21 protein-coding genes and 1 pseudogene are annotated in these 24946 nt (G+C 60.6%); 15 read left to right on the top strand and 7 right to left on the bottom strand.

Going from position 1 to position 24946, the window contains the following annotated elements:
* Positions 1-79 precede the first annotated feature (79 nt).
* The 15 genes and pseudogenes from GKKCFE_RS12460 to GKKCFE_RS12530 all read left to right on the top strand — a co-directional run bounded on the left by GKKCFE_RS12460 (position 80) and on the right by GKKCFE_RS12530 (position 20421).
* A complete protein-coding gene (locus tag GKKCFE_RS12460; RefSeq protein WP_445577921.1) occupies positions 80-862 on the top strand; it encodes an AP endonuclease in 783 nt (260 codons plus the stop codon).
* Positions 855-1865, top strand: coding sequence for a sugar kinase (locus tag GKKCFE_RS12465; RefSeq protein ID WP_047225803.1), 1011 nt, complete (start codon positions 855-857; stop codon positions 1863-1865). Before GKKCFE_RS12460 ends, GKKCFE_RS12465 begins: the two co-directional genes overlap by 8 nt.
* A 56-nt stretch (positions 1866-1921) precedes the next feature.
* Positions 1922-3220 (top strand): MFS transporter, encoded by a 1299-nt coding sequence (locus tag GKKCFE_RS12470; RefSeq protein ID WP_047225802.1) that lies wholly within the window; start codon positions 1922-1924, stop codon positions 3218-3220.
* 12 nt (positions 3221-3232) lie between these two features.
* Entirely contained in the window at positions 3233-4210 is a 978-nt protein-coding gene (locus tag GKKCFE_RS12475; RefSeq protein WP_047225801.1) for a 2-hydroxyacid dehydrogenase, read from the top strand.
* A 619-nt stretch (positions 4211-4829) separates the two neighbouring features.
* Positions 4830-5960: pseudogene (locus GKKCFE_RS12480) on the top strand (YcaO-like family protein).
* Between the two features lie 35 nt (positions 5961-5995).
* A complete protein-coding gene (locus tag GKKCFE_RS12485; protein ID WP_445577922.1) occupies positions 5996-7729 on the top strand; it encodes an ATP-binding cassette domain-containing protein in 1734 nt (577 codons plus the stop codon).
* Positions 7730-7937: 208 nt separating this feature from the next.
* Positions 7938-8897 (top strand): AAA family ATPase, encoded by a 960-nt coding sequence (locus tag GKKCFE_RS12490; protein ID WP_047225799.1) that lies wholly within the window; start codon positions 7938-7940, stop codon positions 8895-8897.
* Positions 8898-8907: 10 nt separating this feature from the next.
* Positions 8908-9852, top strand: coding sequence for a DUF58 domain-containing protein (locus GKKCFE_RS12495; RefSeq protein WP_047225798.1), 945 nt, complete (start codon positions 8908-8910; stop codon positions 9850-9852).
* Entirely contained in the window at positions 9849-10343 is a 495-nt protein-coding gene (locus tag GKKCFE_RS12500) for a DUF4381 domain-containing protein (RefSeq protein ID WP_047225797.1), read from the top strand. Before GKKCFE_RS12495 ends, GKKCFE_RS12500 begins: the two co-directional genes overlap by 4 nt.
* Positions 10336-11415, top strand: a complete 1080-nt coding sequence (locus GKKCFE_RS12505; protein ID WP_076384461.1) for a vWA domain-containing protein — start codon at positions 10336-10338, stop codon at positions 11413-11415. The genes GKKCFE_RS12500 and GKKCFE_RS12505 overlap by 8 nt, the downstream gene beginning before the upstream one ends.
* Entirely contained in the window at positions 11412-13148 is a 1737-nt protein-coding gene (locus GKKCFE_RS12510; RefSeq protein ID WP_445577923.1) for a tetratricopeptide repeat protein, read from the top strand. The genes GKKCFE_RS12505 and GKKCFE_RS12510 overlap by 4 nt, the downstream gene beginning before the upstream one ends.
* Positions 13145-14782: a BatD family protein gene (locus GKKCFE_RS12515; protein ID WP_445577924.1), complete on the top strand. Its 1638-nt coding sequence runs from the start codon at positions 13145-13147 to the stop codon at positions 14780-14782. Before GKKCFE_RS12510 ends, GKKCFE_RS12515 begins: the two co-directional genes overlap by 4 nt.
* Positions 14783-14939: 157 nt before the next feature.
* Entirely contained in the window at positions 14940-16184 is a 1245-nt protein-coding gene (locus GKKCFE_RS12520) for an exonuclease SbcCD subunit D C-terminal domain-containing protein (RefSeq protein WP_445577925.1), read from the top strand.
* Complete coding sequence (locus GKKCFE_RS12525; RefSeq protein WP_445577926.1) at positions 16181-19822, top strand: AAA family ATPase; 3642 nt, start codon at positions 16181-16183, stop codon at positions 19820-19822. The genes GKKCFE_RS12520 and GKKCFE_RS12525 overlap by 4 nt, the downstream gene beginning before the upstream one ends.
* Positions 19819-20421: a glutathione S-transferase gene (locus tag GKKCFE_RS12530; RefSeq protein WP_445577927.1), complete on the top strand. Its 603-nt coding sequence runs from the start codon at positions 19819-19821 to the stop codon at positions 20419-20421. The genes GKKCFE_RS12525 and GKKCFE_RS12530 overlap by 4 nt, the downstream gene beginning before the upstream one ends.
* Before the next feature lie 36 nt (positions 20422-20457).
* Here GKKCFE_RS12530 and GKKCFE_RS12535 read toward each other — a convergent pair whose 3' ends face one another.
* From GKKCFE_RS12535 to GKKCFE_RS12565, 7 genes are all read right to left on the bottom strand, one after another.
* On the bottom strand, positions 20458-20715 hold the full coding sequence (locus GKKCFE_RS12535; protein WP_092398528.1) for a hypothetical protein: 258 nt from the start codon (positions 20713-20715) through the stop codon (positions 20458-20460).
* Complete coding sequence (locus GKKCFE_RS12540) at positions 20712-20924, bottom strand: hypothetical protein (protein ID WP_417692179.1); 213 nt, start codon at positions 20922-20924, stop codon at positions 20712-20714. The genes GKKCFE_RS12535 and GKKCFE_RS12540 overlap by 4 nt, the downstream gene beginning before the upstream one ends.
* 114 nt (positions 20925-21038) lie before the next feature.
* Positions 21039-21164, bottom strand: a complete 126-nt coding sequence (locus tag GKKCFE_RS12545; RefSeq protein WP_256676792.1) for a hypothetical protein — start codon at positions 21162-21164, stop codon at positions 21039-21041.
* A gap of 162 nt (positions 21165-21326) precedes the next feature.
* Positions 21327-21506: a hypothetical protein gene (locus GKKCFE_RS12550; RefSeq protein WP_047225788.1), complete on the bottom strand. Its 180-nt coding sequence runs from the start codon at positions 21504-21506 to the stop codon at positions 21327-21329.
* Between the two features lie 155 nt (positions 21507-21661).
* The gene (locus GKKCFE_RS12555) at positions 21662-22837 is read right to left on the bottom strand and encodes a lactonase family protein (RefSeq protein WP_445577928.1); all 1176 of its coding nucleotides are present in this window, start codon (positions 22835-22837) and stop codon (positions 21662-21664) included.
* Entirely contained in the window at positions 22824-23120 is a 297-nt protein-coding gene (locus GKKCFE_RS12560; RefSeq protein WP_173406906.1) for a DUF5629 family protein, read from the bottom strand. Before GKKCFE_RS12560 ends, GKKCFE_RS12555 begins: the two co-directional genes overlap by 14 nt.
* A gap of 234 nt (positions 23121-23354) precedes the next feature.
* Positions 23355-24935: an aldehyde dehydrogenase (NADP(+)) gene (locus tag GKKCFE_RS12565; RefSeq protein WP_305465974.1), complete on the bottom strand. Its 1581-nt coding sequence runs from the start codon at positions 24933-24935 to the stop codon at positions 23355-23357.
* Positions 24936-24946 lie beyond the last annotated feature (11 nt).

Consider the following 24946-nt stretch of genomic DNA (forward strand, 5'->3'; position numbering starts at 1 on the left):
GCCTGCTCGCGATAGGGCCCTCTCAAGCACAACCTTTTTTTTGCACAAAACTGAAACCGGTTTCAGAGGTATAAAAACAATGCACAACCCACCCGTCTCCATCAGCCTTTCCAGCTACGGTGCCGATCTGGTACGGCAACAGGGCCAAGGCAGTTTTATCGATCTGCTGGCTGCCGCTGGCGCTTCACGGATCGAATGGCGCGAAGAACTGCTCACCACTGAACAGCCCGCTAAACTGGCCGCCGGTGCCTTGGCCAAAGGACTGCAAAGTATTTTTTCCTCTCCACTTGAACTGTGGCTCGCCGGCCAGCCCAAGCCCAATCCCGCCCTGTCACTTGCCTTGCGACGTGCCGAGGCGTTTGGCTCGGCATGGCTGAAAGTCTCTCTCGGCTATTTCACCGACTCCCATGATCTGCCAGCCCTGGCGGATGCGCTGGCCGCCAGCCCGGTGCGATTGCTGGTGGAAAACGACCAGACCCTGCAAGGCGGGCGGATCGAACCATTACAGCGTTTTTTTGCTGCGACAGAGGAGCAAGCGCTGCCCATCGGTATGACCTTCGACATTGGCAACTGGCAATGGCAGGACCAATCGGCCGCTGTGGCCGCCCGACAGCTTGGGCGGTATGTGGCTTATGTGCATTGCAAGGCCGTAGCCCGGCGCGCCGACGGCAAACTGGTCGCGGTGCCTCCGGAGATGACAGACCTGCATCTGTGGGAACAACTGTTCAAACACATGCCCGCTGGTGTAATGCGCGCCGCCGAATATCCGCTGCAAGACGATGATTTGCTGCAGTTGACTGCGGGACATGTCGCCACCCTTGCCCGCCTAGGCCAATCATGCCGGGAGCCAGCCCATGCCTGAGTTCGATGTGTTGTCTTTCGGCGAAACCATGGCGATGCTGGTGGCCGACCAGCGCGGTGACCTGGCCAATGTCGAGCAGTTCCACAAGCGCGTCGCCGGGGCCGACAGTAACGTGGCCATCGGTCTGTCGCGACTGGGCTTCAAAGTGGCGTGGCTGAGCCGGGTGGGTGCTGACTCCCTAGGACGCTTCGTGGTGCAGACGCTGGAAAACGAAGGCCTGGATTGTCGCCACGTGACGGTCGATCCAGCCCACCCCACCGGGTTCCAGTTCAAATCCCGTAGCGACGATGGCAGCGACCCACAAGTCGAATATTTCCGTCGCGGCTCGGCGGCCAGTCATCTGTCGATCGACACCATCGCCCCCTCGCAGCTCGAAGCCCGCCACTTGCACGCCACCGGCATCGTCCCGGCCTTGTCGGTCACGGCCCGTGAGATGTCCTCTGAATTAATGATGCGGATGCGCGAGGCCGGCCGCAGCCTGTCCTTCGATCCCAACCTGCGGCCGAGCCTGTGGGCTAGCGAGTCGATGATGATTCACGAAATCAATCGCCTCGCCGCCCTCGCCCACTGGGTCATGCCGGGGCTCGGCGAAGGTCGCTTGCTGACTGGTTTCGACGACCCGGCCGACATCGCCGCGTTCTATCTGGACCTGGGTGCCGAAATCGTCGTGATCAAGCTCGGCGCGGATGGCGCCTATTTCCGCACTCAGCTAGGCCAGGGCGTAGTTGCCGGCGTGCCGGTGGCCCAGGTGGTGGACACCGTGGGCGCCGGCGATGGCTTCGCGGTCGGCCTGATCAGTGCGTTACTCGAAGGCCGCGCCATCACCGAAGCCGTACAGCGCGCCAACTGGATTGGTAGCCGCGCAGTGCAGAGCCGTGGAGACATGGAGGGATTGCCGACGCGCATTGAGTTACTGGCTGAATTTAATGATGCCAATCGCCAGCAGGCTCGCTCCCACAGGGTCGACGCATCCTCATGCGGGAGCGAGCCTGCTCGCGATTAGACCCACCACAAAACACACCTGCTGCAACAAAAACAACAAGCTCAGGAGTCAACGACATGCAAACGCTCAACCTCGCCACCCGCCGCTGGTGGTACATCATGCCCATCGTCTTCATCACCTACAGCCTGGCTTACCTGGACCGGGCCAACTACGGCTTCGCCGCCGCCTCGGGCATGGCCGAGGATCTGATGATCACCCCGGGGCTGTCCTCATTGCTGGGCGCACTGTTTTTCCTTGGTTACTTTTTCTTCCAGGTACCGGGGGCGATCTACGCGCAGAGACACAGTGTGAAGAAGCTGATTTTTGTCAGCCTGATCCTCTGGGGCTCGCTGGCGACCCTGACGGGCGTGGTCTCCAATGCTTACTGGCTAATCGTGATCCGCTTCATGCTCGGCGTGGTCGAAGCTGCGGTCATGCCGGCCATGCTGGTGTATCTCTGCCACTGGTTCACCCGGGCCGAACGCTCACGTGCCAACACCTTCCTGATCCTTGGTAACCCGGTCACCATGCTGTGGATGTCCGTGGTGTCCGGCTATCTGGTGCAACAATTCGACTGGCGCTGGATGTTCATCATCGAAGGTCTGCCGGCGGTGCTCTGGGCCTTTATCTGGTGGCGCCTGGCTGATGATCGTCCGTCCCAGGCCAAGTGGCTCAGCAACCAGGAAAAACAAGACCTGGAAAGCGCACTGGCGGCTGAACAGGTCGGTATCAAGGCCGTGAAAAACTATGCCGAAGCCTTCCGCTCACCCAAAGTCATCATCCTGGCACTGCAATTTTTCTGCTGGAGCATTGGGGTCTACGGGTTCGTGCTGTGGCTGCCGTCAATCCTCAAGGCTGGCCTGCAAATGAGCATTGTCGAGGCCGGTTGGCTGTCGTCGTTGCCATACCTGGCGGCAGTAGTCGCCATGCTGGTCGTGTCCTGGGCGTCGGACAAGGCGCAGAAGCGCAAACGTTTCGTCTGGCCGCCGCTGCTGATCGCGTCCGTCGCGTTTTACGCCTCCTATTTGCTGGGGCCTGAGCATTTCTGGTGGTCCTACAGTTTGTTGGTGGTTGCCGGGGCTTGCATGTACGCGCCGTACGGGCCGTTTTTTGCCATCGTTCCAGAGATCCTGCCGGCCAACGTCGCCGGCGGTGCCATGGCACTGATCAACAGCATGGGCGCGTTGGGTTCGTTCGGCGGCTCGTACCTGGTGGGCTATCTCAACGGCACCACCGGCTCTCCCGGTATGTCCTTTCTACTAATGAGTGGCGCCTTGCTGTTGTCGGTGGTACTGACCCTGGCCCTCAAGCCCGGCGCCAGCGACCGCGCCGTGTCTCAAACCGCGACGCCACACCCGGCGTCCGCACAGTCCTGAATCGAGCCCTCCATGAAAAAGCACGTAGTGTTGTACAAAGCGCTCTCGGCGCAACTGATGGACCGTCTGCAAGCTCAGGCCCAGGTCACCCTCATCGAGCACCTCGATGCGCCAGGCCTGGCCCAATTGCGCGACGCCTTGCCTGGCGCCCATGGCCTGTTGGGGGCCAGCCTGAAACTGGATGCGCCACTACTGGACTCAGCGCCGAACCTGCAAGCCATCGCCAGCGTCTCGGTGGGGGTCGACAACTACGACATCGACTATCTGACCGAACGCCGCATCCTGCTCACCAATACCCCGGACGTGCTGACCGAAACCACCGCGGACACCGGTTTTGCACTGATCCTGGCAACGGCTCGGCGCGTGGTGGAGTTGGCCAACCTGATCCGCTCAGGCCAGTGGCAACAGAGCATCGGCTCCAAACATTTCGGCACCGATGTCCATGGCAAGACCCTCGGCATCATAGGCATGGGCCGCATCGGCGAAGCCTTGGCCCAGCGCGGGCATTTCGGTTTCGGCATGCCGGTGCTCTACCACAGCCATTCGCCCAAGCCCGCGGTCGAGCAACGTTTCGGGGCCCGTTATTGCAACCTCGAGACGCTGTTGCGACAGGCGGATTTCATTTGTCTGACTTTGCCTCTGACGGCAGAAACCCAAGGGCTGATCGGCGCACAAGCGTTCGCGCAGATGCGTCCCGAAAGCATCTTCATCAATATCTCCCGAGGCAAGGTGGTGGACGAAGCCGCTCTGATCGACGCCCTGCGCAACGGACAGATCCGTGGCGCGGGGCTGGATGTGTTCGAGCGCGAACCCCTGAGTGCGGACTCACCGTTATTACAAATGGATAACGTAGTGGCAACGCCGCACATGGGTTCGGCCACCCACGAGACACGGGAGGCAATGGCGCGCTGTGCGGTGGATAATCTCCTGATGGCGTTGGCGGGAGAGCGACCGGTGAATCTGGTGAATCCGGAGGCGTGGGAGGGTTGATTCGTTCGTCCACGAGAATGAAGCCAAGCGCAGCTTTTTGGCGAGGGAATCTCTCCCCTCGCCACCGGCTCTGCCAGTACTGGATAGCCGACTGGCAACACCCCTCCTTTGAATCTTGCTCAATGACTCTAGCGGCACTTCATCCCGGGATGAATAAACTACTCAACCCATTGAGTAGATAGCCCAGAAAAGCAAACTTCAACAAAAAACCACCTTCCCTCAGGCACGTCCTACCGATCGCCAAGAACAGGCCTACACCAGCATCGGAAGTTGCATCCTAGCCCATCCAAAAGCCCAGTGTTATTAATTATGCACTTGCACAAAAACGCGCAAGTTAGGTGATCGCTAAGCGACACTGAATAATCAATAAAGGAGTATATGATATGGGTAGGAAGCGTTCTGAAATCAACACCTTTGATGCTCTGCCGCAGGCAATGGGCTTTTCCAAAGGGCTTCTGACAACCGAAGCCAACTTTTTTGCATCTCTGATCAACTGAAATCATTGATCGATTAAGTGCCTGTGAACAGGCGCCGAAAGGTTTCCACCTTTCGGCGCCTAAATCTAGAGGTTTCTATGCCAGAACGCGAACTAACATCTACCGAAGCTCTAGTCAATATCATGTCCACCCTGCACACGCTCGGTTTTAGGGCCGAGGCCCGCTATACGACACCCTCCAGGCTAGTGGCAACCGCGGAGCTTTTTGATAGTGACAATCATTTTATTGAGTCAGGTGCGGGTAAAGGGCCGGACGCACTTATAGGTGCGCTGGCAGAAACCATCGAGCATGCCAGCTCTTTTCTAGCCCCTAATCATGAGTCGACATGGCACAGCACCGACAGTATTGCCAGTCAGAAAGCAGCTAAATACGACGGTTTCTTCACCCGCCTGCCATACAGCGACGAACCAATAGACTGCTTCACTCTCACATCGCTGGATAAAAAAGAACACCTGATTGCTCCAAGCGCCCTACTCTGCCCTGCTGCTGCCCGAAGCAACTCCAACGACACGCGTTCTACCATGCAATTCTTGGCACGTTACTCATCCAACTCAGGCATTGCTTTTGGCTGCACCGAAAATGAAGCTTTATTGCATGGCATTCAGGAAATAATCGAACGACATGTCTTATCTCTTTTTTTCATGGCGATATGCGGAATCGGCCCCAAGATGGACCTATAAAAACCGTCGACGAGCTTGCTTAACAAGGCGCTCCTCAACGACCCTTCCGCCTTAGAACCCGCCAATAAACTGCAGATCATCATTATCAAAGATGTCTTATCTGTTTACTTTGCCGTTGCCTTTCCCAAAGCCGGCCCTGGAGACCAGCCTCTCTCAGCTATTGGCTCAGGCTGTTCGATGGACATTTGCACCGCCATTCAGAGAGCGGTGACTGAACAATTCCAATCCGAGAGTCTATATGATGTCTTTGAAGATTCCATGGACAGAAAAACTGTCAAGTTATTGTCGCACTCAAAAATCCTTAAAAATTTAATCGACTTGGCCCCTGTTAGGGACCTGAACCTTCCTGAGCTTGAATGCCCACCACACGACTACAATGAAACTGTCCCGACACAATTAGACACGCTGCACAAAGCCACATCGAAGTCCGACAAAAAAATATTTTATAGAACTGTAGCGCGCTTCCCAAACAACAGCATCGTTACCCAGGCTTACATCCCTGGACTTGAACGCTTCAACATCATTAGAAATGGGCAACTCGTTGTACCTCAGCATGTATTACTCAGCAGTTGAAACCAGCCACCCATAAAACAATAACGGACGGTCGTATGCATCCTATGCAAACGCTCATTAGAACTGCCTGCAAAAAACATACGACTCTTCTGGCATCCACCATTGCAACAATCCTGGTGCTCAAGCTCATCGCACTCGCCCCACCTTTGCTCCTGGGGGCAATCGTCGACACCCTGTACGGCGAGAAACATGCAACCGTCAACCTAATGCTCACTCTTACGGCAGGCCTTGTGCTCGCTGGGTGCGTGCAGGCAATTATCAGCCCGCTACAGATCCATTTCCTATCCAAGCTTGTCCAGCAAATTATCATGGCCGCATCTATTGAATGGCTGGCAAACCTTATGCGTAAGGAATTTGCCCGGTTCAATTCATGGCGAATCGGTCACTTCATAAAGTCGGTCGAGCGTGGAATTACCGCTCACGAACAACTATTGACGTTTTTTGTTACCGTCGGACTGCCGCTGTGCCTGGAGTTCTTGATCGTTGGCGGCGCTTTTTTTTACATGGGTGGCATTGAAGCTTTTGTGAGCATGACGGGTCTAGGATTTATCTACCTGATTGTCAGCCACAAAATTATCAGATGGCGCAGGAAGCACATTGACGCTGTCAACGAGCAGGAAGATGAATTGAGCGCCCACCTATACAACACGCTCAATGCAGGCAAAGCAATAAAGCTGGAAAACGCCGAGTCTACCGCCACACAGCCGTTGAATGAGGCCTTCAAATGCTATGCCAATACTGCGGTGACCGCGGCAACCTCGGGTGGTTTCTTGAGCGCTGCCAAGATTCTGTTCGTCAGCCTCTCCACGGGCGGATTACTGGGATGGGGGGTTGTTGATCAACTGTCGAACCAGCCCAGTATCAGTGTCGGACAACTGGTGGCCATTTTTTCCATCGCCGGCAGTTACTTACTCAATATCGCCGCGTTAACGGAGGGCTATCGTGTGCTGGATCAGTTTCTTGCCGATCAGCGTCGACTTCAAAGCCTGCTTTTGCTCCCAAATTTTGACCATGGCAATCGGCAATCGGAAGTCAATTTTCGAGGGGCATCGACACTGATTCTGGATCCGTGCGTACTGACCGAAAATGGCGACGTTCGCTTGTCGATCACGCAAAGCCTGAGATTTACTCAAGGTCAATCCGTGGCGATCATCGGCCAGAGCGGTGCGGGCAAATCCACCTTGTTGGAAGTTCTCGCTGGTCTTGATCAAGAAACGCGAAATCAGTTGAGCATCGACGCAACTCCCGTTTCGCAACTGAATCCTCGCGCCCACTTGAGTGCATTGAGGTACTGCCCTCAGCAGCCCTGTTTTCTCGAAGGTCTCTTTGAAAGGTCCGTTCTGTTTGGCGTTAAAGCGTCGCCTCACCTCGACCAGGCAATACGACGACTGCAGCTACAGGACATTGTCTGTGAACGGAGCATCAGTGAACACGCATCGAATATTTCTGGCGGTGAAGCCAAGCGTCTGTCACTGCTGCGTCTGATCAACAGGCCTGGGCGATTCAATTTGTTCGATGAACCCAGTGCATCAATCGAGCCCGGGTTGACCGACTCCCTATGGGACTTGCTGTTCGATACCTTCGCAGAACGCGGGCTAATTTGTGTCACTCATGATTTCGAACATCTACAGCGCTTTGATCGGGTCATCGTCCTGCGCGACGGCGCGATTGTTGACGACGGGTGTTGGCAGGCGCTGGCCGACAGACCGGCAATCAAATTGTTGCTCAATGACTTTCAGGACACGGCACTAGCAGGCATACAGGAATAGATCTAAACGCCAGTCCCTGCGGGAGCCGATCAGGGGTGTTCATAGAGTCGGTGTTCACCTCAGATCCCACAATGAATCCAAACCGATCACAAATCCGCACACCAAACAAAATCCCGTTAGTCGCCACCCCCCGCCATGCATTAAAGTAACGCCCCCAGCCCCGACGTTATCCGAACGCCTGGGCCACCCTTTCCAGGAACAGTCACCGATGGAACATCGTGAAGCGCTGCTGGCGCTGCGAACCTTTCTTTCAACGCAGATCCTCGGCCAGGAAAAACTCATCGAGCGTCTGCTCATCGCCCTGCTCGCTGACGGCCACATGCTGGTGGAAGGCGCGCCGGGGCTGGCCAAGACCAAGGCCATCAAAGAGCTGGCCGAGGGCATTGAAGCGCAGTTCCATCGTATTCAGTTCACCCCCGACCTGCTGCCCGCCGACATTACCGGCACGGAAATCTACCGCCCGGAAACCGGCAGTTTCGTGTTCCAGCAGGGGCCGATCTTCCACAACCTGGTGCTGGCGGACGAAATCAACCGTGCCCCGGCCAAGGTCCAGTCGGCCTTGCTCGAAGCAATGGCCGAGCGCCAGGTCAGCGTCGGGCGCAGCACGTACGAGCTGTCGCCCCTGTTTTTGGTGATGGCCACGCAAAACCCGATCGAGCAGGAAGGCACCTACCCGCTGCCCGAGGCCCAGCTCGACCGCTTCCTGATGCACGTCAAGATCGGCTTCCCGGATGCCGCGGTGGAGCGTCGCATTCTGCAGCAGGCCCGAGGTGAGGCGCTGCACGGCGAAACCAAGCCCGAGCGCCGCGTGAGCCAGCAGGCTATTTTCTCCGCACGCAAGGAGATCCTCGGGTTGTACATGGCCGACGCCGTGGAGGAATACCTGGTGCAACTGGTCATGGCCACCCGTACGCCGGCCAAGTTCGACCCGGAAATGGCCGAATGGATCGCCTACGGCGCCAGCCCGCGAGGCTCCATTGCCCTGGACCGCTGCGCCCGTGCCCACGCCTGGCTCGCCGGCCGCGACTTCGTCAGCCCCGAAGACATCCAGGCCGTGCTGTTCGACGTGCTGCGCCATCGCATCATCCTGTCGTTCGAAGCCGAAGCTGCCGGTATTGACCAGGACCGCGTCGTGCAGCGGATTCTCGACGTCGTCGCCGTCGCTTGAGTAGCCAGCCATGAATAACCCACTGGCGCCCGTACCGGGCATCCGCGTCAGCCTTTCGGAGCTGATCGAGATGCGCCATCGCGTGCGCGAAGTGCAGTTGTTCTCGACGCCGGGCCAACGTAGCCCACTGATCGGCCTGCACCACTCCAAACTGCGCGGGCGCGGCGTGGATTTCGATCAGGTGCGGGTCTATCAGGCCGGCGACGACGTACGCACCATTGACTGGCGCGTGACCGCTCGTACTCAGGAGCCCCACACCAAGCTGTTTCATGAGGAGCGGGAGCGGCCGATCTTCATCATGATCGAGCAAAGCCATCGACTGTTCTTCGGCTCGGGGCTGATGTTCAAGTCGGTGCTCGCGGCCCAGGCCGCCAGCCTGATCGGCTGGGCCGCGCTGGGGCACAACGACCGGGTCGGCGGGCTGGTGTTCGGAGATAACACCCATTACGAGGTCAAGCCCCGGCGCAGCAAACAGAGCCTTCTGCAACTGCTGAACCGCCTGGTGCGGGTCAATCAATCGCTGCATACCGAGGGCGAAGCGGACCGCGATTCGTTCGGCAACGCCTTGCGCCGGGCCCGGGAAGTATTGCGCCCTGGCAGCCTGGTGATCGTGATTTGCGATGAGCGCGCGCTGTCCGACAGCGCCGAACAACAGTTAAGCCTGTTGTCACGCCATTGCGACCTGTTGCTGTTGCCGCTTTCGGATCCGCTGGATCACGCCCTGCCCGCCGCCGGATTGCTGCGTTTCGCCCAGCGCGGCGCGCAGTTGGAACTCGACACCCTGAATTTCGAACTGCGCCAGACCTATCGCGCCCAGGCCGAGGCGCGCCAGGAGCGCTGGGAATTGCTGGCCCAGAAGCTGCGGATTCTGCTCATGCCCCTGAGCACCCAGGGCGACATGGTCGAACAGCTACGCGAATACCTGAACCCCAAGCGGTCGGGGAAAAGCCGATGAGCAGTCTCGATCAACTTCAGCCACTGATCACGCCGCCACCCATCGGCTTCTGGCCTCCCGCGCCGGGCTGGTGGCTGCTGCTGGTGGTATTGCCGTTGCTGGGGCTTGGACTGTGGCAATTGCGCCGGTTCCTTCCCGCCAAGCGCTCCACCGTGCGCGCCGAGCAACCCCTGGACCCGGCGCGCCTGGCCGCGCTGGCGGAACTCGCCCAACTGCCCAAACCCTACGATGGCGCCCCTGCCGGCGCCTGGCTGCAACAGCTCAACGGGCTGCTCAAGCGCCTGTGTCGCAACCACTACCCGTACAGCCAGAGTCACACCCTCAACGGACGTAAATGGCTGGCTTTCCTGGATAACCGCTGCCCGGCGGCAGGCCTGACCCGCTGGATGGTGCTGGTGGAAGGCGCCTACAAACCCGAATGCAAGCTCGATGACAAAGCCATTGCCGGCCTGACCCAAGCCGTCGAAATCTGGATTCGCAAACATGTTTGAGTTCGCCTGGCCGTGGATTTTCGCGCTGTTGCCGCTGCCCTGGCTGATGCGCCTGGTGCTGCCGGCGGCCGACAGTGGCGAGCCGGCCCTCAGGGTCAGTTTCCTGGGCGACCTCGAAGGTCTCGTGGGGCGCCGGGCCCGAAGCAATCTGCCGACCTGGCGTCAGCAGGCACCCTTCATCCTGCTCTGGCTGCTGTTGCTGATTGCCGCTGCCCGCCCGCAATGGTTGGGTGAGCCGTTGCCCATCGCTGCCAGCGGCCGGGACCTGTTGGTGGCGGTGGATGTCTCGGGGTCCATGGACTTTCCCGATATGCGCTGGCAAGACGAGGAAATCAGTCGCCTCGCGCTGGTCCAGCACCTACTGGGAGACTTTCTCGAAAGCCGCGAAGGTGATCGGGTCGGCCTGATCCTGTTCGGCAGCCAGGCCTACCTCCAGGCACCGCTGACCTTCGACCGTCGCACCGTGCGGCTGTGGCTGGATGAAGCGCGCATCGGCATCGCCGGCAAGAACACCGCTATCGGCGACGCCATCGGCCTGGCGCTCAAGCGCCTGCGTCAACGTCCGGCAAACAGCCGCGTGCTGATCCTGGTGACCGATGGCGCCAACAACGGCGGGGAAATCGACCCGCTGACCGCCGCCCGGCTGGCCGCCGAAGAAGACGTGAAGATCTACCCGATCGGCATTGGCGCCGATCCGGAAGAAAGTGGCACAGCAGGGTTTGTCGGGGTCAACCCGAGCCTGGACCTCGACGAAGCGACACTCAGGGAAATTGCCCAAACCACGGGCGGCCAGTATTTCCGCGCCCAGGACGGCCAACAACTGTTGGCGATCAAGACCACCCTCGACCAGCTCGAACCGGTGACCCAACAGCCGACCCAGGCGCGCCCCGCCCAGGCACTTTACCAATGGCCCCTGGCCGTTGCGCTGCTGCTGAGCGTCTTGCTGGTAGCCCGGGAACGCTGGCCGGACAACCCTCTGCAGCGTCTGTTCACCCAGCCATTGTTCCAACCGGCAGAACATTCCGAGTGGCGCCGGCGACTCAAGCGCATGCGCCTGGGGAAACGCCGATGATCACTCTCTGGCCACACTGGTTGCGTCCCTGGTTCCTATTGCTGCTGCCTTTGTTGGGGTGGCTGCTGTGGCACCTGTGGCACCGGCAGAAACGCGTGGGCCGCTGGCAAATGATTCTGCCGCCGGCGTTTCATGCCGTGCTGCTCAGTGGCGGCAACGGCCGCGAAAGCAAGCTCCCGTGGGTTGCCCTTGGCTTGGGCTGGCTATTGGTGGTGCTTGCGCTGCTGGGCCCCAGTTGGGCACGGGTCGAACAGACCAGCCAAAAACCTGCCGATCCGCTGGTGGTGGTGCTGGAACTGACTCCGCAAATGCTCGCCGCCGACGTCCCGCCCACACGTCTGGAGCAAGCCCGGCGCAAGGTGCTGGACTTGCTGCATAGCCGCAGCGATGCCCAGACCGCAATCATCGTCTATTCCGGCAGTGCCCATACGCTGGTGCCGCTGTCCGACGACCTGTCCACCAGCGCCAACCTCCTGGAAGCACTCACCCCCTCGATCATGCCCCAGAACGGCCATCGCGCCGACCTGGCGATCAACAAGGCCATGGCCCTGCTGGATCAGAGCGGACTTGGTCACGGTCGGATCCTGCTGATAGGTTCATCGTTGAACGAACAGGAACGCGAGCATATCCGCCAGATCCTCGATGGATCTGCCACGCAATTGCTGATGCTGGGCATCGGAACACGCGAAGGCGCCCCGGTAACCCAGGAAGATGGCAGTTACCTCAAGGATGCCCAGGGCGCGATTCTGGTGCCACGCCTGGACAGCCCGAGCCTCAAGTCCTTCCTCAATGAGCTGGACGGCCGCTATCGCCCGGCGCGCCTGGACGATAGCGACCTGCGTGGCCTGGGGCTGCTGGACGGCCCTCGCCATTTGCGCAGCGACGGTCAGACGTTGCGCCTGGATACCTGGGCGGACCATGGCTACTGGCTGCTCCTGCCGCTGTTGTTGCTGGCCGCCTGCGCCGGACGGCGCGGCTGGCTGTTCTGCCTGCCGTTGGTGTTCATGTTGCCGCAAACCGGTCATGCCTTCGAACTCCAGGACCTGTGGCTGCGCCCCGATCAACAGGGCCAGCACCTGCTCAAGCAGAAGCGTCCGGCCGAAGCTGCCGCCCACTTCGAGGACCACCAATGGCAAGGCGTGGCCCTGTATGAAGCCGGAGACTACAGCGAAGCCGCCCGCCGTTTTGCCGAAGGCAATGACGCCCGCGCCCATTACAATCGCGGCAACGCCCTGGCCAAAAGCGGCGAACTGGACGCCGCGCTGGATGCGTACGAGCAAGCCCTGGAATTGCAACCAGACCTGCGTCCCGCCCAAACCAACAAAGCGCTGGTGCAGAGCCTGCTCAAAGAGCAGACGGCAAAACCTGCCGAACCCGAGCCTAGTGAAAGTGAGCAGCCAGGGCCCGCCGAGCAATCACCGAACGCCAATGCCCAGGCACCAAGTTCTGCGTCGGGACAACCCTCCTCCGAAGCGACCGCGCCACCGGAACAATCCCAGGGACCCCAGACAACGCCACCGCCCGGTGCCCAGGATGTGCCGGGCAGCGAGTTGCCCGATGAGCAGACCACAACCCCACCGCTGCGCCCCGCGGCCGGCCAACGCAACGACGAAGAACAGCGCCAGGCACTGGAACAATGGCTGCGCCAAATCCCCGATAATCCGGGCGAACTGCTCAGACGTAAATTCTGGTATGAACAACAAAGCCATCAGGCCCAGGGAAAAACCCCATGACCCGCTTCACCGCCTACCTCCTCGTGTTGCTGCTATGGGCATCTGGAACCCAGGCCGTAGAGTTGACTGCCAGTGTGGATCGCGGGCGCCTGAACTCCGGGGAGACCGTGGAACTGACTCTGGAGTCCAATGACGCCACACTGTTCGGCAAACCCGACCTGAGCCCGCTCCAGGCGCTGTTCGAAGTACGCGGCACCCGCCAGGTCAACCAACTGACGACTCTTGACGGCGAGAATCGCGCCACCACCCGCTGGATCGTCACCCTGCTGCCGCGCCAAAGTGGCACCGTGGTCATTCCGCCCCTGCAATTGGGCGAAGTGACGAGCCAGCCGATCACCCTGCAAGTGGTCGAAAGCGAAACGCGCAATGAGCCAGGCAAACTGGCCCCGGTGTTCATCGAGGCCAGCCTCGACCAGAGCCACGTCTATGTGCAGGCACAGGCGATCCTGACCTTGCGCATCTACCATTCGGTGTCGCTGTACGACGACAGCAGCCTGACGCCGCTGCACATTCCCGATGCCCGCACCGAACAACTGGGCGAATCGCGCACCTACGAAAAGGTCATCAACAACGTACGCCACGGCGTGATCGAGCTGCGCTACGGCATCTACCCCCAACGCAGCGGCGAACTGATGATCCCCGCCCAGACCTTCAGCGCCACCCTGGTCGAGCCGGTGGCCCAGGGAGCCACGCCGTCAGGGCCCAAACCCGGTCAGTTGATGCGTGTCAGTTCCGAGCAACTGCGCCTGACCGTCAACCCCAAGCCCGCCAGTTACCCGGCTGATGTGCCCTGGCTGCCGGCGCGCAGCCTTTCCTTGAGCGAAAGCTGGAGCCCGGAACCGACCCACAGCCAGGTGGGTGACTCCCTGACCCGCAGCCTGACCCTGGAAGCCGAGGGCCTGGCCAGCGCTCAGTTACCGCCCCTGCCAGCCACTGAAATCAGCGGCCTGCGGCGCTACCCCGACCAACCGGTACTCAGCAGTCGCAGCAGCGAGCGCGGTTTGGTGGGCAGCCGTGAAGACCGCGAGGCCCTGGTGCCCAACCGCAGCGGCACCATTGAACTGCCGCCGGTGGAAGTGGTTTGGTGGAATACCCTGGAAGATCACTTGGACCGCACCAGTCTCCCGGCGCGGACCCTGCAGGTGGCGAACAACCCAAGCCTGATGGTGGACACGCCAACAAGCACACCTCAGATTGTGACGATCGTCGACAGCGACACCTTGCGGTATTGGCAATTGAGCACTTTCATCCTGGCCTGCACCACGCTGTTGGGCTTGGGCCTGTGGTGGCGCGCCCGTTCGCAGCCGGCCATCCTGCGCGCGACCCAGGCCGGGCCGAGCCCGCGGACCTTGCTGGACGACCTCAAGCGTGCCTGCCTGGCCAACGACTCCCACGCTACACGCCAGGCGCTGGACGCCTGGGCTCGCCAGCAACCGGAAACCCTGGCCGACATGGCCGCGCGCTTCGTGCCACTGTCCGACGCCCTGGACGGCCTCAACGGCGCGCTCTACAGCGAAACGGGTCAATATTGGCAGGGCGAAGATCTGTGGCGGGCCATTCGAACCATTCCCGCTGCGGAAGGCTTCCAGGACCCGGCCGGCGACAGTGGCTTGCCACCGCTCTACCCCAAGTGATCCCTTTGCGGGACATAGCGCTTCTGTGGCTCGCCACAGGAGTGGTGCCAACTCATTTGGAGAAGTTGCCCGGTTTCTCTCCTCTGTTTACCAGTAAACTCTCCATCTTTTAGCCGCCCATCTTCCCGCGGCCATCATCTGTTTTCTGGAGTTCATCTTGCGTCTGTTCCACACCTCCGACTGGCACCTTGGGCAAAACCTGCACGGTCAGGAACGCGACTTCGAACACGCCTGTTTCCTTGACTGGCTGCTGCGTCAGTTGACCAGCGAAAAGCCCGACGTGCTGCTGATTGCCGGGGATATCTTCGACACGGTGAACCCGCCGGTCAAAGCCCAGGAGCGGCTGTACGACTTCATCGTCAGTGCCCATGAACAAAACGCCAATCTGACCATTGTGATGATCGCCGGCAACCACGACTCCGGTTCGCGCATCGAACTGCCGGCGCCGCTGATGCGTCGGTTGCGCACGCATGCCCTGGGCCGGGTGTTGTGGCTGGACGACGGGCAACTGGACGTCGAGCGTTTGCTGCTGCCGTTGCCCGACGCCAAGGGCAAGGTCAAGGCCTGGTGCCTGGCCCTGCCATTCCTGCGGCCGGCCGAGGTGACCGGCGCACAACTGGGTGACGATTACCTGCGGGGCATTGGTCAGGTCCATGAATGGCTGATCGCCGCCGCCAACGACAAACGCAAGAAGGGCCAGGCGCTGATCGCCATCAGCCACGCCCACATGGCCGGCGGCTCGGTGTCCGAGGATTCCGAGCGCAGCCTGATCATCGGCAACGCCGAGGCCCTGCCCGCCAGCCTGTTCGGCCCGAGCATCAGCTACGTCGCCCTCGGCCATTTGCACAAGCCACAAAAGGTCAACGGCGAAGAGCGCATCCGCTACAGCGGCTCGCCGATTCCATTGTCGTTTTCGGAAATCGGTTATCAGCATCAGATTCTCGATATCACCCTGGACGGCGAAACCCTGGTCAAGGTCGAGCCACGGCTGATTCCCCGGGCCGTCAATCTGCAGCGTCTGGGCCCGGTACCCCTGGCCGATATTCTTGTGCAACTCAAGGAGCTGCCGGACATCGACCTGTTGGCCGATGTCCAGCGCCAACCCTGGCTGGAGGTGCGGGTGCGCCTCGATGAGCCGCAGCCGGACCTGCGCCATCAAGTGGAAACCGCCCTGCAAGGCAAAGCCGTGCGCCTGGTGCGGATCGCCGCCGAATACGCCGGCAACGGCGACAGCACAAACGTCGATGACGGCGCCGCGTTGGTGGAACTGGATCAGTTGAGCCCGCAGGAATTGTTCAGCCGCGCCTGGCAGGACACCTACGGCAACGAAGTGGACGAACAGACTCTCAAGGATTTTGCCGTGCTGTTGCAAGACGTGCAGATGGAGGGCGAGCAGCCATGAAAATTCTCGCGATCCGTCTCAAGAACCTCGCGTCCCTGGCCGGGCCCTTCGAAATAGACTTCACCGCCGAACCCCTTGCCAGTGCCGGCCTGTTCGCCATCACCGGCCCCACGGGCGCCGGTAAAAGCACCCTGCTCGACGCGTTGTGCCTGGCGCTGTTCGGCGCCGTGCCGCGCCTCAACAACACCGGGCGCGACGCCAAGGTGCCGGACGCCGACGGCGAAATCGCTACGGGCGATCCGCGTACGCTGTTGCGCCGTGGTACCGGCGATGGTTACGCCGAAGTGGATTTTCGCGGCATCGACGGGCGCCGCTATCGAGCGCGCTGGGAAGCCAATCGCGCCCGGGAAAAGGCCGGAGGCAAGCTGCAAGCCAGCCGCCAGAGCCTGCGGGATCTGGACAACGATCAGTTGCTGGCGAGTCAGAAAGGCGAATACAAGGCCCAGCTCGAAGCCGCCCTGGGCCTGAACTTTGAACAGTTCACCCGTGCCGTGTTGCTGGCCCAGAGCGAGTTCAGCGCATTCCTCAAGGCCGATGACAACGACCGCAGCGAACTGCTGGAAAAGCTCACTGATACGGCCCTGTATACCCGATTGGGCCGGCGAGCTTTCGACAAAGCCAAGCAAGCCAAAGAGTCCCACAGGCAATTGCAGGACCAGGCCACCGGCGTCACACCCCTGGCCCCCGAGGCCCGCGCCGAACTGGACCAGCGCTTCAACGAAGCCCAGCAACAGCTCAAGACCCAACAGGCGCAACTCAAGCAACTGGAGCAGCAACACACCTGGCTCAAGGAACTACGCCAGTTGCAAGAGCAACGGGCCAGCGCCGCCGAGCAACTGCAACAAGCCCAGGCCGACTGGGACGCCCTGGTCGACGAACGCCTGAAGCTGACCCGCCTGGAACAACTCGCGCCGCAACGGCATCAGTTCATCCGCCAGACGGAGCTGACCCGGCAGCTCGAACCCCTGGCGGTACAGGTCCAGCAGCTCACCCAGCAGCAGATCGATCTGCATGAACGCCAGGCCGAACTGGAGAAAGGCCTGGGCGTTGCGCAACTGGCGCTGACCGCAGCCCGACAACACAGCACCGACAGCGCTCCCTTGCTGCGCCAGGCCTTTGAAGAACAAGGTACCCTCGCCCGCCTCGACAAGGAGGCTCGCCAAAGCGCCGAACGCCAGGAGCAGGCACAACACGCCTGTAGCGAAGGCCAGCGCACCATCGACACGCTGCTTGAGCAGCAAAAACAGGTGGCCGGGCGCTTGCAGCGAATCGCCGGGGAGCTTGAACAAAGCACTCACCTGGCGCCGTTGAGCGACGCCTGGCAGGCCTATCGTGATCGCCTCCAACAGCTGATGCTGATCGGCAACCGCCTGAACCAGGGTCAGGCCGAACTCGCCACCCTGGAGCAAAATGCCGCCCACGCCGCCGAACACCTGGCAACCCACCGGCAAAACCTTGAAGTGCTCTACAAGGAAGCCGACGCCGAGCCGCAAGCGGTGGCCGAGCAGATCCAGTTGCTCGCTAATCTGCTGCAAGACAATCGCAAGCAACTGCGTGCATTCGAGGATCTGACGCGGCTCTGGGCCAGCCAGCAAGAGCTGGACAAGCGAGGTGCCGAACTTGAACAGCGCCAGCAACAGGCGTTGCAGGAACGCGACCGACTGGTGCGCGAAGGCAGCGAAGCCAAGGCCAAACTGGCGATTGCCGAACAGACCCTGAGCGTCACCCGCCAACTGCTGGAGCGTCAGCGCCTGGCCCGCAGCGAAAGCGTCGAACAACTGCGTGAACAGCTCAAGGATGACCAGCCATGCCCGGTGTGTGGCAGCGTCGAGCATCCTTACCATCAGCCAGAAGCCTTGCTGCAAAGCCTGGGGCGGTTTGATGAAACCGAAGAGGCCAATGCACGCAAAGCCGTCGAGTCGCTCCATGAAAAAGTCATCGACCTGCGCGCGCAATACAGCGGCGTCATCGCCCAGCTCAAAGAACTCAAGCAGCAACAGGAACAGCTCGCCAGCCAGCATCAAAGTCTGGCGCCCAGCCTTGAAGGCCATCCGCTCTCGGCGCAACTGCTGGCCCAGGATGCAGCCAAACGCGACGCCTGGCTGGACCAGCAAAGCAGTCAGCTCAACCTGCGTATCAGCCAGGACGAACAACGCCAGGCCGCCCTGCTGACGCTGCAACAGGACGCCGCGCGCCTGGCGCAGCAATTGCGCGAGGCTGAAACTGCGCATCAGCAGGCATCACTGCACCTGAACAACCAACAGCAGGAGCTGGCCCGGGATCGCCAGCGCCTGGACGAGGAACTGAGCCACTTCAGTACGTTGTTGCCGGCAGACACACTACAGGCCCTGCGCACCGAGCCGGCCGCGACCTTCATGCAGCTTGACCAGCAGATCGCTCAACGCCTGGCGCACCTGGAACAGCAACGCGACGAACTCAGCGAGCAGCTTCAGCGTCAGCAGGCCCTGGAGAAAGAGCAGGATCGCCAGCAAACCCGCCTCCAGCAGTTGGAGTTGGCGCAACGGCAACTGAGCGCGCTGACGGAACAACAGCAGGCCTGCCAGCAGCGGCTCAAGCAATTGCTGGGCGAACACACCAGCGCCGAACAGTGGCAGCAGCAACTCGACCAGGCCCTGGAACAGGCACACAGCGCCGAAACAGCGGCCAATCAACAACTGCAAGCGCTACGCCACAACCGGGTGGAACTGGCCGCCGAACTCAAGGCCCGCCAGGAACAGGCTCAAGCGCTGGACACCGAACACACGGCCCTGGCCGCCGGCATCGCACAATGGCGCGCCAGCCACCCGGAACTGGATGATGCCTCTCTGGCCGCCTTACTTGACCTGGACGAGCAAAGTGTCGGCCAACTGCGTCAGCAACTGCTCAACAGCGAAAAAGCCATTGAGCAGGTCCGCGTGTTGCTCACTGAACGCGAGCAGCGCCTGCAACACCATCAGGCCCAGCACAACGGCAACCTGGAATCTGAACAACTGGCCCAGGCCCTCACCGAACTTCAAACCCAATTTACCGCCAGCGAGCAACGCTGCGCCGAACTACGTGCCGAACAGGCCGAGGACCAGCGCAGGCAGAACGCCAACCAGGCCCTGGCCCAGCAGATCGAACAGGCTTATACCGAGTACCAGCGCTGGGCGCGGCTCGATGCGCTGATCGGTTCGGCCACCGGCGACCGCTTCCGCAAGCTGGCGCAAGCGTACAACCTCGATTTGCTGGTGCATCACGCCAACGTCCAGCTACGACAATTGGTGCGCCGCTACCGGCTCAAACGCGGTGGCAGCATGTTGGGGCTTCTGGTGATGGACACGGAGATGGGCGATGAGCTGCGCTCGGTGCATTCGTTATCCGGCGGTGAAACCTTCCTGGTTTCCCTGGCCCTGGCGCTGGGCCTGGCCTCGATGGCTTCCAGCACGCTGAAAATCGAATCGCTGTTCATTGACGAAGGTTTTGGCAGCCTGGACCCCGAATCCCTGCAACTGGCCATGGATGCCCTCGACGGTTTGCAAGCCCAGGGACGCAAGGTTGCGGTGATTTCCCACGTGCAGGAAATGCATGAGCGGATCCCCGTGCAGATCCAGGTTCGTCGTCAAGGGAATGGCTTGAGTACCGTGGAGGTGAAATGAGCCGCGCCACGCTCTACTCGTTCCGGCGTTGTCCCTACGCGATGCGAGCGCGCATGGCGTTGCGCTACAGCGCGGTCGAATTGAACATTGTCGAAGTCAGCCTCAAGGCCAAGCCGCCCGAGATGCTGGCGCTTTCCAGCAAGGGCACGGTGCCGGTGCTGCAGGTCGATGACCGGGTGATCGATGAAAGCCTGGAGATCATGCACTGGGCCCTGGCGCAGCATGATCCGGATAATTGGAGATTGCTTGGCGACCTCGAAGGCCAGGCGTTGACGGCCGCGTTGATCGAGGAAAACGACCAGGTCTTCAAGCTTCATCTGAACCGCTACAAATACCCCGAGCGCCATCCCGAGTATCCATTGGAACATTATCGGACCGAGGGCGAGGTCTTCTTGCGCAGGCTGGAAGCGTTGCTTGAAACCCGAGCATTTCTGGCGGCGGATTACCAAAGCCTGGCTGACGTGGCACTGATGCCGTTCATACGGCAGTTTGCTCATGTCGACCGGGAATGGTTTGCCGCAGCGCCCTACCCTCGCCTACAGCGTTGGTTGCAAGGGTTGCTGGATTCCGAGTTGTTCGTGGCGATCATGGCCAAGTAATCACCACCTCCTGGTGAACAGCTTTTGTGACTGGCTTCAGGCAGCCACGCTGCACATGCGTACCACAGCACAATCGATCTGAAAAGGCCCGAAGACGGCAACCCTGGGCTTGACCGGCGGATTCCCCACCAACGCCCCCAGAGCCTTGGCAGTCAGAATGTTGTGCGCGATGTTGTGGTTGCACTCGATGGTCCGCGCCAGAGATCCCGCCGAGGCTTGCCCCAGACCCAGCAATGAAAAACCATTGGTGATGAACGCCAGGAATGCGATCACCCAAAACTTGCTTCTGTTCATGCGCCGACCGCCCCTTTTGCGGCGCCATGCTCGAGCGCCGCGCGGGCAACCGGGGAACCATAATGAACAGAAGGCCGGGCGGCCTGGAGAGAGGTTTCGACAGAGCCTTGGTATTGGGCACCGAGGCTGACCACCAACACCATCGCCACGTAAAGGCCGATAGCGATGTACGCGCCGTGTCTGGCAGAAGATAGGATTGTGCTGGCCATGGGGTTCTCCGTGGGCATGTTTCAGTGCCCACAGAATCAATCAACTAAACCGATTTTAATAGCGAACAATACGCATAGTGTCTATCAGTTTTATTGATTACTAATCCAAACAGATCAGTCCCTAAGCAGGCTCAATAATCGCTCACGAGCAGCGTCCGGCTCGCCGGGGGTCGGCTGGGCAGCCGAAACAATGGGGGTGGAATAGAGGAACAGCAGCATCATTGCCAGACGCATCGCCATAGTGTCGATCTCTTGTTGGAGAAGGAGTCAATTTACTAGCGTCAAATTTAAACACATGGCCATGTGATATTACAGCGGGTTTTTCGTAGGAGCAGGCAAAGCCTGCGATTTTTTCTCTTTTTCAAAGATGAAAAGATCGCAGGCTTCAGTCTTCAGCGCGGTTCAGTGTTGGGTCTTGTGGTCCAGGGCGGCGTAGAAGTTGGCGCTCTGTTGCAGGTATTTTTCGGTATAGCTCTGGGTGCGATTTTTCTTGTCGCTGATTTCAATGTTGGCACTGGCTGGCAGCGCTACGGTGGCGGAGATAGCGGAAGCAGCGATCACGGAGAAGAGATTCAGATTCATGTCGATAGTCCTCGGATGAGTTGGCTTGCCTGCCCGGTTGGGCCGTGAAGCAAACTTACGCGCCGAGGCGTCTCGCTTTGAAATGCTTTGCAACACTAGCGAATATCAGTCTTGTTGATACAGCGACGCAGGCCCCGAAAATCGGGGCCTGCGCTTTACTGAGGGAGCATGAACTTCAAGTCGCTCGGCGCATCCATCGCCAGCTTTTGCACGGTTTTACCCAGCAGGCCGGTCTTGGGGTCACGCTCGAGAACCACGATCTGGTTGCTCTTCTGATTGGCGATCAGCAGGAATTTCCCGCTCGGATCGAGGCTGAATTCCCGCGGATGATCCCCCTCCACAGAGCGGCGCTGAAGCTCTGTCAGCGTGCCGGCAGTCGGGTCGATGGCGAACACCAGCACTTCGTTGGTGGTGCCACGATTGCTGACGTACAGGAACTTGCCATCCTTGGAGGCATGCAGCGCTGCCGCCGCCCTACCGGGCTGTGGTTTGCCCGCTGCCAGGTCGACCAGTTGCCGCTGGGTCAAACGCCCGTCCTGATAATCGAACACCGCCACCTGGGCGGTCATTTCCATGGTCAGCCACGCATGCTTGCCGTCGGCGCTGAACAGCAGATGACGCGGGCCGCTGCCGGGCGGCAACTGCACGAAGGCCTGATCGGCGGCGGTCAGTGGCAGTTCGGGGTTGGCCTTGGGGTCGTAGCGGTAGATGAACACCTTGTCCGCCCCCAGGTCGCTGGCGAACACATACTTGCCATCGGGCGAAGACACGGCCGAGTGCACATGGGCGGACATCTGCCGCTCGGGATTGATCCGACTCGGTTGATGGCTGCTCAGTTGCACCACCGGCGACAGCTTACCGTCGGCTCCTACCGGCAACACCGCCAGGGTGCCACCCGGGTCTTCCACCACCGAGTAGTTGCTGACCAGCAAATGTCGACCATCGCCGCTGAGGCTCGAATGAGTCGGTTCGTTGCCCAATGACTGCACCTGACTGATCAGGCTCAGCTCATGGGTCTTCGGATCAATGGCGTAGCTGCTGACCTTGCCCACCGGGTCTTTTTGCCCCGGCCCGTTTTCATTCACCACGAACAGCCGGCTCATGTCCTTGGAAAGGGTCAGCCACGATGGGTTGTCGGTCTTGATCACTTGCAACGGCTGGGCATCGAGCTGGCCGTTGCGGCTGTCGAATTGCAGGCGGTAGATGCCCTGGCTCTGGCCGGCGGTATAGGAACCCACCAACAGTTGATGGCGCTCATCGGTCTCTGCCTGGACGCCCATGGCACCCACGCTACCGGCCATCAACAAGGGCCAGAAACTACGCATCCTCATGTGTGTCTTCCTCATCGTCGTGGCCGCTGGTCGCTTCCACGCACTCCAAGTGGTGGTCGCCCGAATCGCTGGTGATGATCCAGTGTTTCTTGACCACGTCGAACGTCGCGGCCTCCATCTGCGCAGGCGTGAAGCGCCAATGCTCGAGAGTGCGACCGTTCATGCACTCGACGTGCAACTGGTCTTGTTCGTCGAGGGAAAAATCGAATGCGTGCAGCCCGTCGATGATCAGCATGTCGCAGGTTTCGAGGGCGTGCAGCAGGGTGTCGGTCAAGGCAGTCATGGCAATCAGTCGGTCGTTGGGAAAGTGCTCATGATAACCCAATGTGGGAGTGGGCCTTGGGCCAAAAGGTTCGAAAGCACGGTCAACTGCCAGCTCGCATCGCGAGCAGGCTCGCCCCGACAATTGGATTTGCGGCGAACACACATCTTGTATTCACCACCCATCCACTGTGGGAGCGAGCCTGCTCGCGATAGCGGCAGCCCATTGAACCTCAATGCAACTGCCTGACTGCGATCAGAGCGCCTCGCGCCCCGGCACCCCATCGACCAACCGCTGGATGCCCAACGGATTGGCGTTTTTCAAAGGCTCGGGCAACAGGCTGTCGGGGTAGTTCTGGAAGCACACCGGGCGCAGGAAACGATCGATCGCCAGCGTACCCACCGAAGTCCCACGGGCATCGGAAGTCGCCGGGTAAGGCCCGCCATGGACCATCGAGTCGCAGACCTCGACGCCGGTTGGATAACCGTTGAGCAGGATGCGACCGACTTTTTGCTCCAGCAACGGAGTCAATTCTCTGAACTGCTCGAAATCCGCTGGCTCCCCGATCATGGTTGCAGTCAACTGACCGTGCAGGCCGTTCAGCGCGGCAGTGAGCTCGGCTGGGTCCGCCACTTCGACAAACACCGTGGTCGGGCCGAACACCTCTTCTTGCAGCGCCTCGTCACCGTTGATCAACAAGCTGGCGTCAGCCTTGAACAACTGCGGCTGGGCCTGGTTGCCCTGTTGCGCACGTCCGGCCAGATGTTCGATGCCCGGGTGAGCCAACAACTTCTGCAGGCCCTTGCCGTAGCTTTGCAGCGTGCCGGCGTTGAGCATGGTTTGCGGGGCCTGATCGCCGATCAGCGCGGCCACTTGTTGGGTGAAGGCGCTGAATTGCGGCGAGCGGATGCCGATCACCAGGCCGGGATTGGTGCAGAACTGACCACAGCCCTGTACCACCGAGGCGGTCAAATCGCGGGCGACGCTGTCGGCACGCTTTTCCAACGCTTGCGGCAACACGATCACCGGGTTGATGCTCGACATCTCGGCGAATACCGGGATCGGCTGGGGCCGCGCGGCGGCCATGTCGCACAGGGCGCGGCCGCCCTTGAGGGAACCGGTGAAGCCTACCGCCTGGATCGCCGGATGCTTGACCAGCCATTCGCCAACACCACCGCCGTAGATCATGTTGAATACGCCGGCGGGCATCGAGGTTTTTTCAGCCGCGCGGATAATCGCATCAGCCACCCATTCGGCCGTTGCCATGTGGCCGCTGTGGGCCTTGAACACCACCGGGCAACCCGCGGCCAGGGCCGACGCGGTGTCGCCACCCGCTGTAGAAAATGCCAGAGGAAAGTTACTGGCGCCAAACACCGCAACCGGCCCCAGGCCGATGCGGTACTGACGCAAGTCCGGACGCGGCAACGGCGTGCGTTCCGGTAAGGCCCGGTCGATGCGCGCGCCGTAGAAATCGCCGCGACGCAGAACCTTGGCGAACAGACGCATCTGGCCGCTGGTGCGACCGCGCTCACCCTGGATCCGCGCCGCCGGCAAGGCGGTTTCCCGGCAGACCACGGCCACGAACTCATCGCCCAAGCCATCCAGCTCATCGGCAATGGCTTCGAGGAACTCGGCCCGGCGCACTGCGCTCAAGCTGCGGTAGGCCGGATAAGCGGCAGCCGCAGCCTTGGCGGCAGCGTCAACTTCTTCGGCCGTCGCCTGGACGAACTCATGGGGCAAGGCTTCGCCGCTGCTGGCGTCAAGGCTCTGCAAGCGTGTCTGGCCGGCCGCGCTGCGCGCGCCACCAATGTAGTTGTGGCCAAGGATCTGGTTCATCGAAAGTCTCC

The sequence above is a fragment of the Pseudomonas sp. E141 genome (assembly GCF_052659885.1).

Excerpts from the sequence above, each read along its gene's own strand:
- GKKCFE_RS12460 (WP_445577921.1), top strand. The coding sequence starts at position 80 with ATGCACAACCCACCCGTCTCCATCAGCCTTTCCAGCTACGGTGCCGAT.
- GKKCFE_RS12465 (WP_047225803.1), top strand. The coding sequence starts at position 855 with ATGCCTGAGTTCGATGTGTTGTCTTTCGGCGAAACCATGGCGATGCTG.
- GKKCFE_RS12470 (WP_047225802.1), top strand. The coding sequence starts at position 1,922 with ATGCAAACGCTCAACCTCGCCACCCGCCGCTGGTGGTACATCATGCCC.
- GKKCFE_RS12475 (WP_047225801.1), top strand. The coding sequence starts at position 3,233 with ATGAAAAAGCACGTAGTGTTGTACAAAGCGCTCTCGGCGCAACTGATG.
- GKKCFE_RS12485 (WP_445577922.1), top strand. The coding sequence starts at position 5,996 with ATGCATCCTATGCAAACGCTCATTAGAACTGCCTGCAAAAAACATACG.
- GKKCFE_RS12490 (WP_047225799.1), top strand. The coding sequence starts at position 7,938 with ATGGAACATCGTGAAGCGCTGCTGGCGCTGCGAACCTTTCTTTCAACG.
- GKKCFE_RS12495 (WP_047225798.1), top strand. The coding sequence starts at position 8,908 with ATGAATAACCCACTGGCGCCCGTACCGGGCATCCGCGTCAGCCTTTCG.
- GKKCFE_RS12500 (WP_047225797.1), top strand. The coding sequence starts at position 9,849 with ATGAGCAGTCTCGATCAACTTCAGCCACTGATCACGCCGCCACCCATC.
- GKKCFE_RS12505 (WP_076384461.1), top strand. The coding sequence starts at position 10,336 with ATGTTTGAGTTCGCCTGGCCGTGGATTTTCGCGCTGTTGCCGCTGCCC.
- GKKCFE_RS12510 (WP_445577923.1), top strand. The coding sequence starts at position 11,412 with ATGATCACTCTCTGGCCACACTGGTTGCGTCCCTGGTTCCTATTGCTG.
- GKKCFE_RS12515 (WP_445577924.1), top strand. The coding sequence starts at position 13,145 with ATGACCCGCTTCACCGCCTACCTCCTCGTGTTGCTGCTATGGGCATCT.
- GKKCFE_RS12525 (WP_445577926.1), top strand. The coding sequence starts at position 16,181 with ATGAAAATTCTCGCGATCCGTCTCAAGAACCTCGCGTCCCTGGCCGGG.
- GKKCFE_RS12530 (WP_445577927.1), top strand. The coding sequence starts at position 19,819 with ATGAGCCGCGCCACGCTCTACTCGTTCCGGCGTTGTCCCTACGCGATG.
- GKKCFE_RS12535 (WP_092398528.1), bottom strand. The coding sequence starts at position 20,715 with ATGAACAGAAGCAAGTTTTGGGTGATCGCATTCCTGGCGTTCATCACC.
- GKKCFE_RS12540 (WP_417692179.1), bottom strand. The coding sequence starts at position 20,924 with ATGGCCAGCACAATCCTATCTTCTGCCAGACACGGCGCGTACATCGCT.
- GKKCFE_RS12545 (WP_256676792.1), bottom strand. The coding sequence starts at position 21,164 with ATGGCGATGCGTCTGGCAATGATGCTGCTGTTCCTCTATTCCACCCCC.
- GKKCFE_RS12550 (WP_047225788.1), bottom strand. The coding sequence starts at position 21,506 with ATGAATCTGAATCTCTTCTCCGTGATCGCTGCTTCCGCTATCTCCGCC.
- GKKCFE_RS12555 (WP_445577928.1), bottom strand. The coding sequence starts at position 22,837 with ATGAGGATGCGTAGTTTCTGGCCCTTGTTGATGGCCGGTAGCGTGGGT.
- GKKCFE_RS12560 (WP_173406906.1), bottom strand. The coding sequence starts at position 23,120 with ATGACTGCCTTGACCGACACCCTGCTGCACGCCCTCGAAACCTGCGAC.
- GKKCFE_RS12565 (WP_305465974.1), bottom strand. The coding sequence starts at position 24,935 with ATGAACCAGATCCTTGGCCACAACTACATTGGTGGCGCGCGCAGCGCG.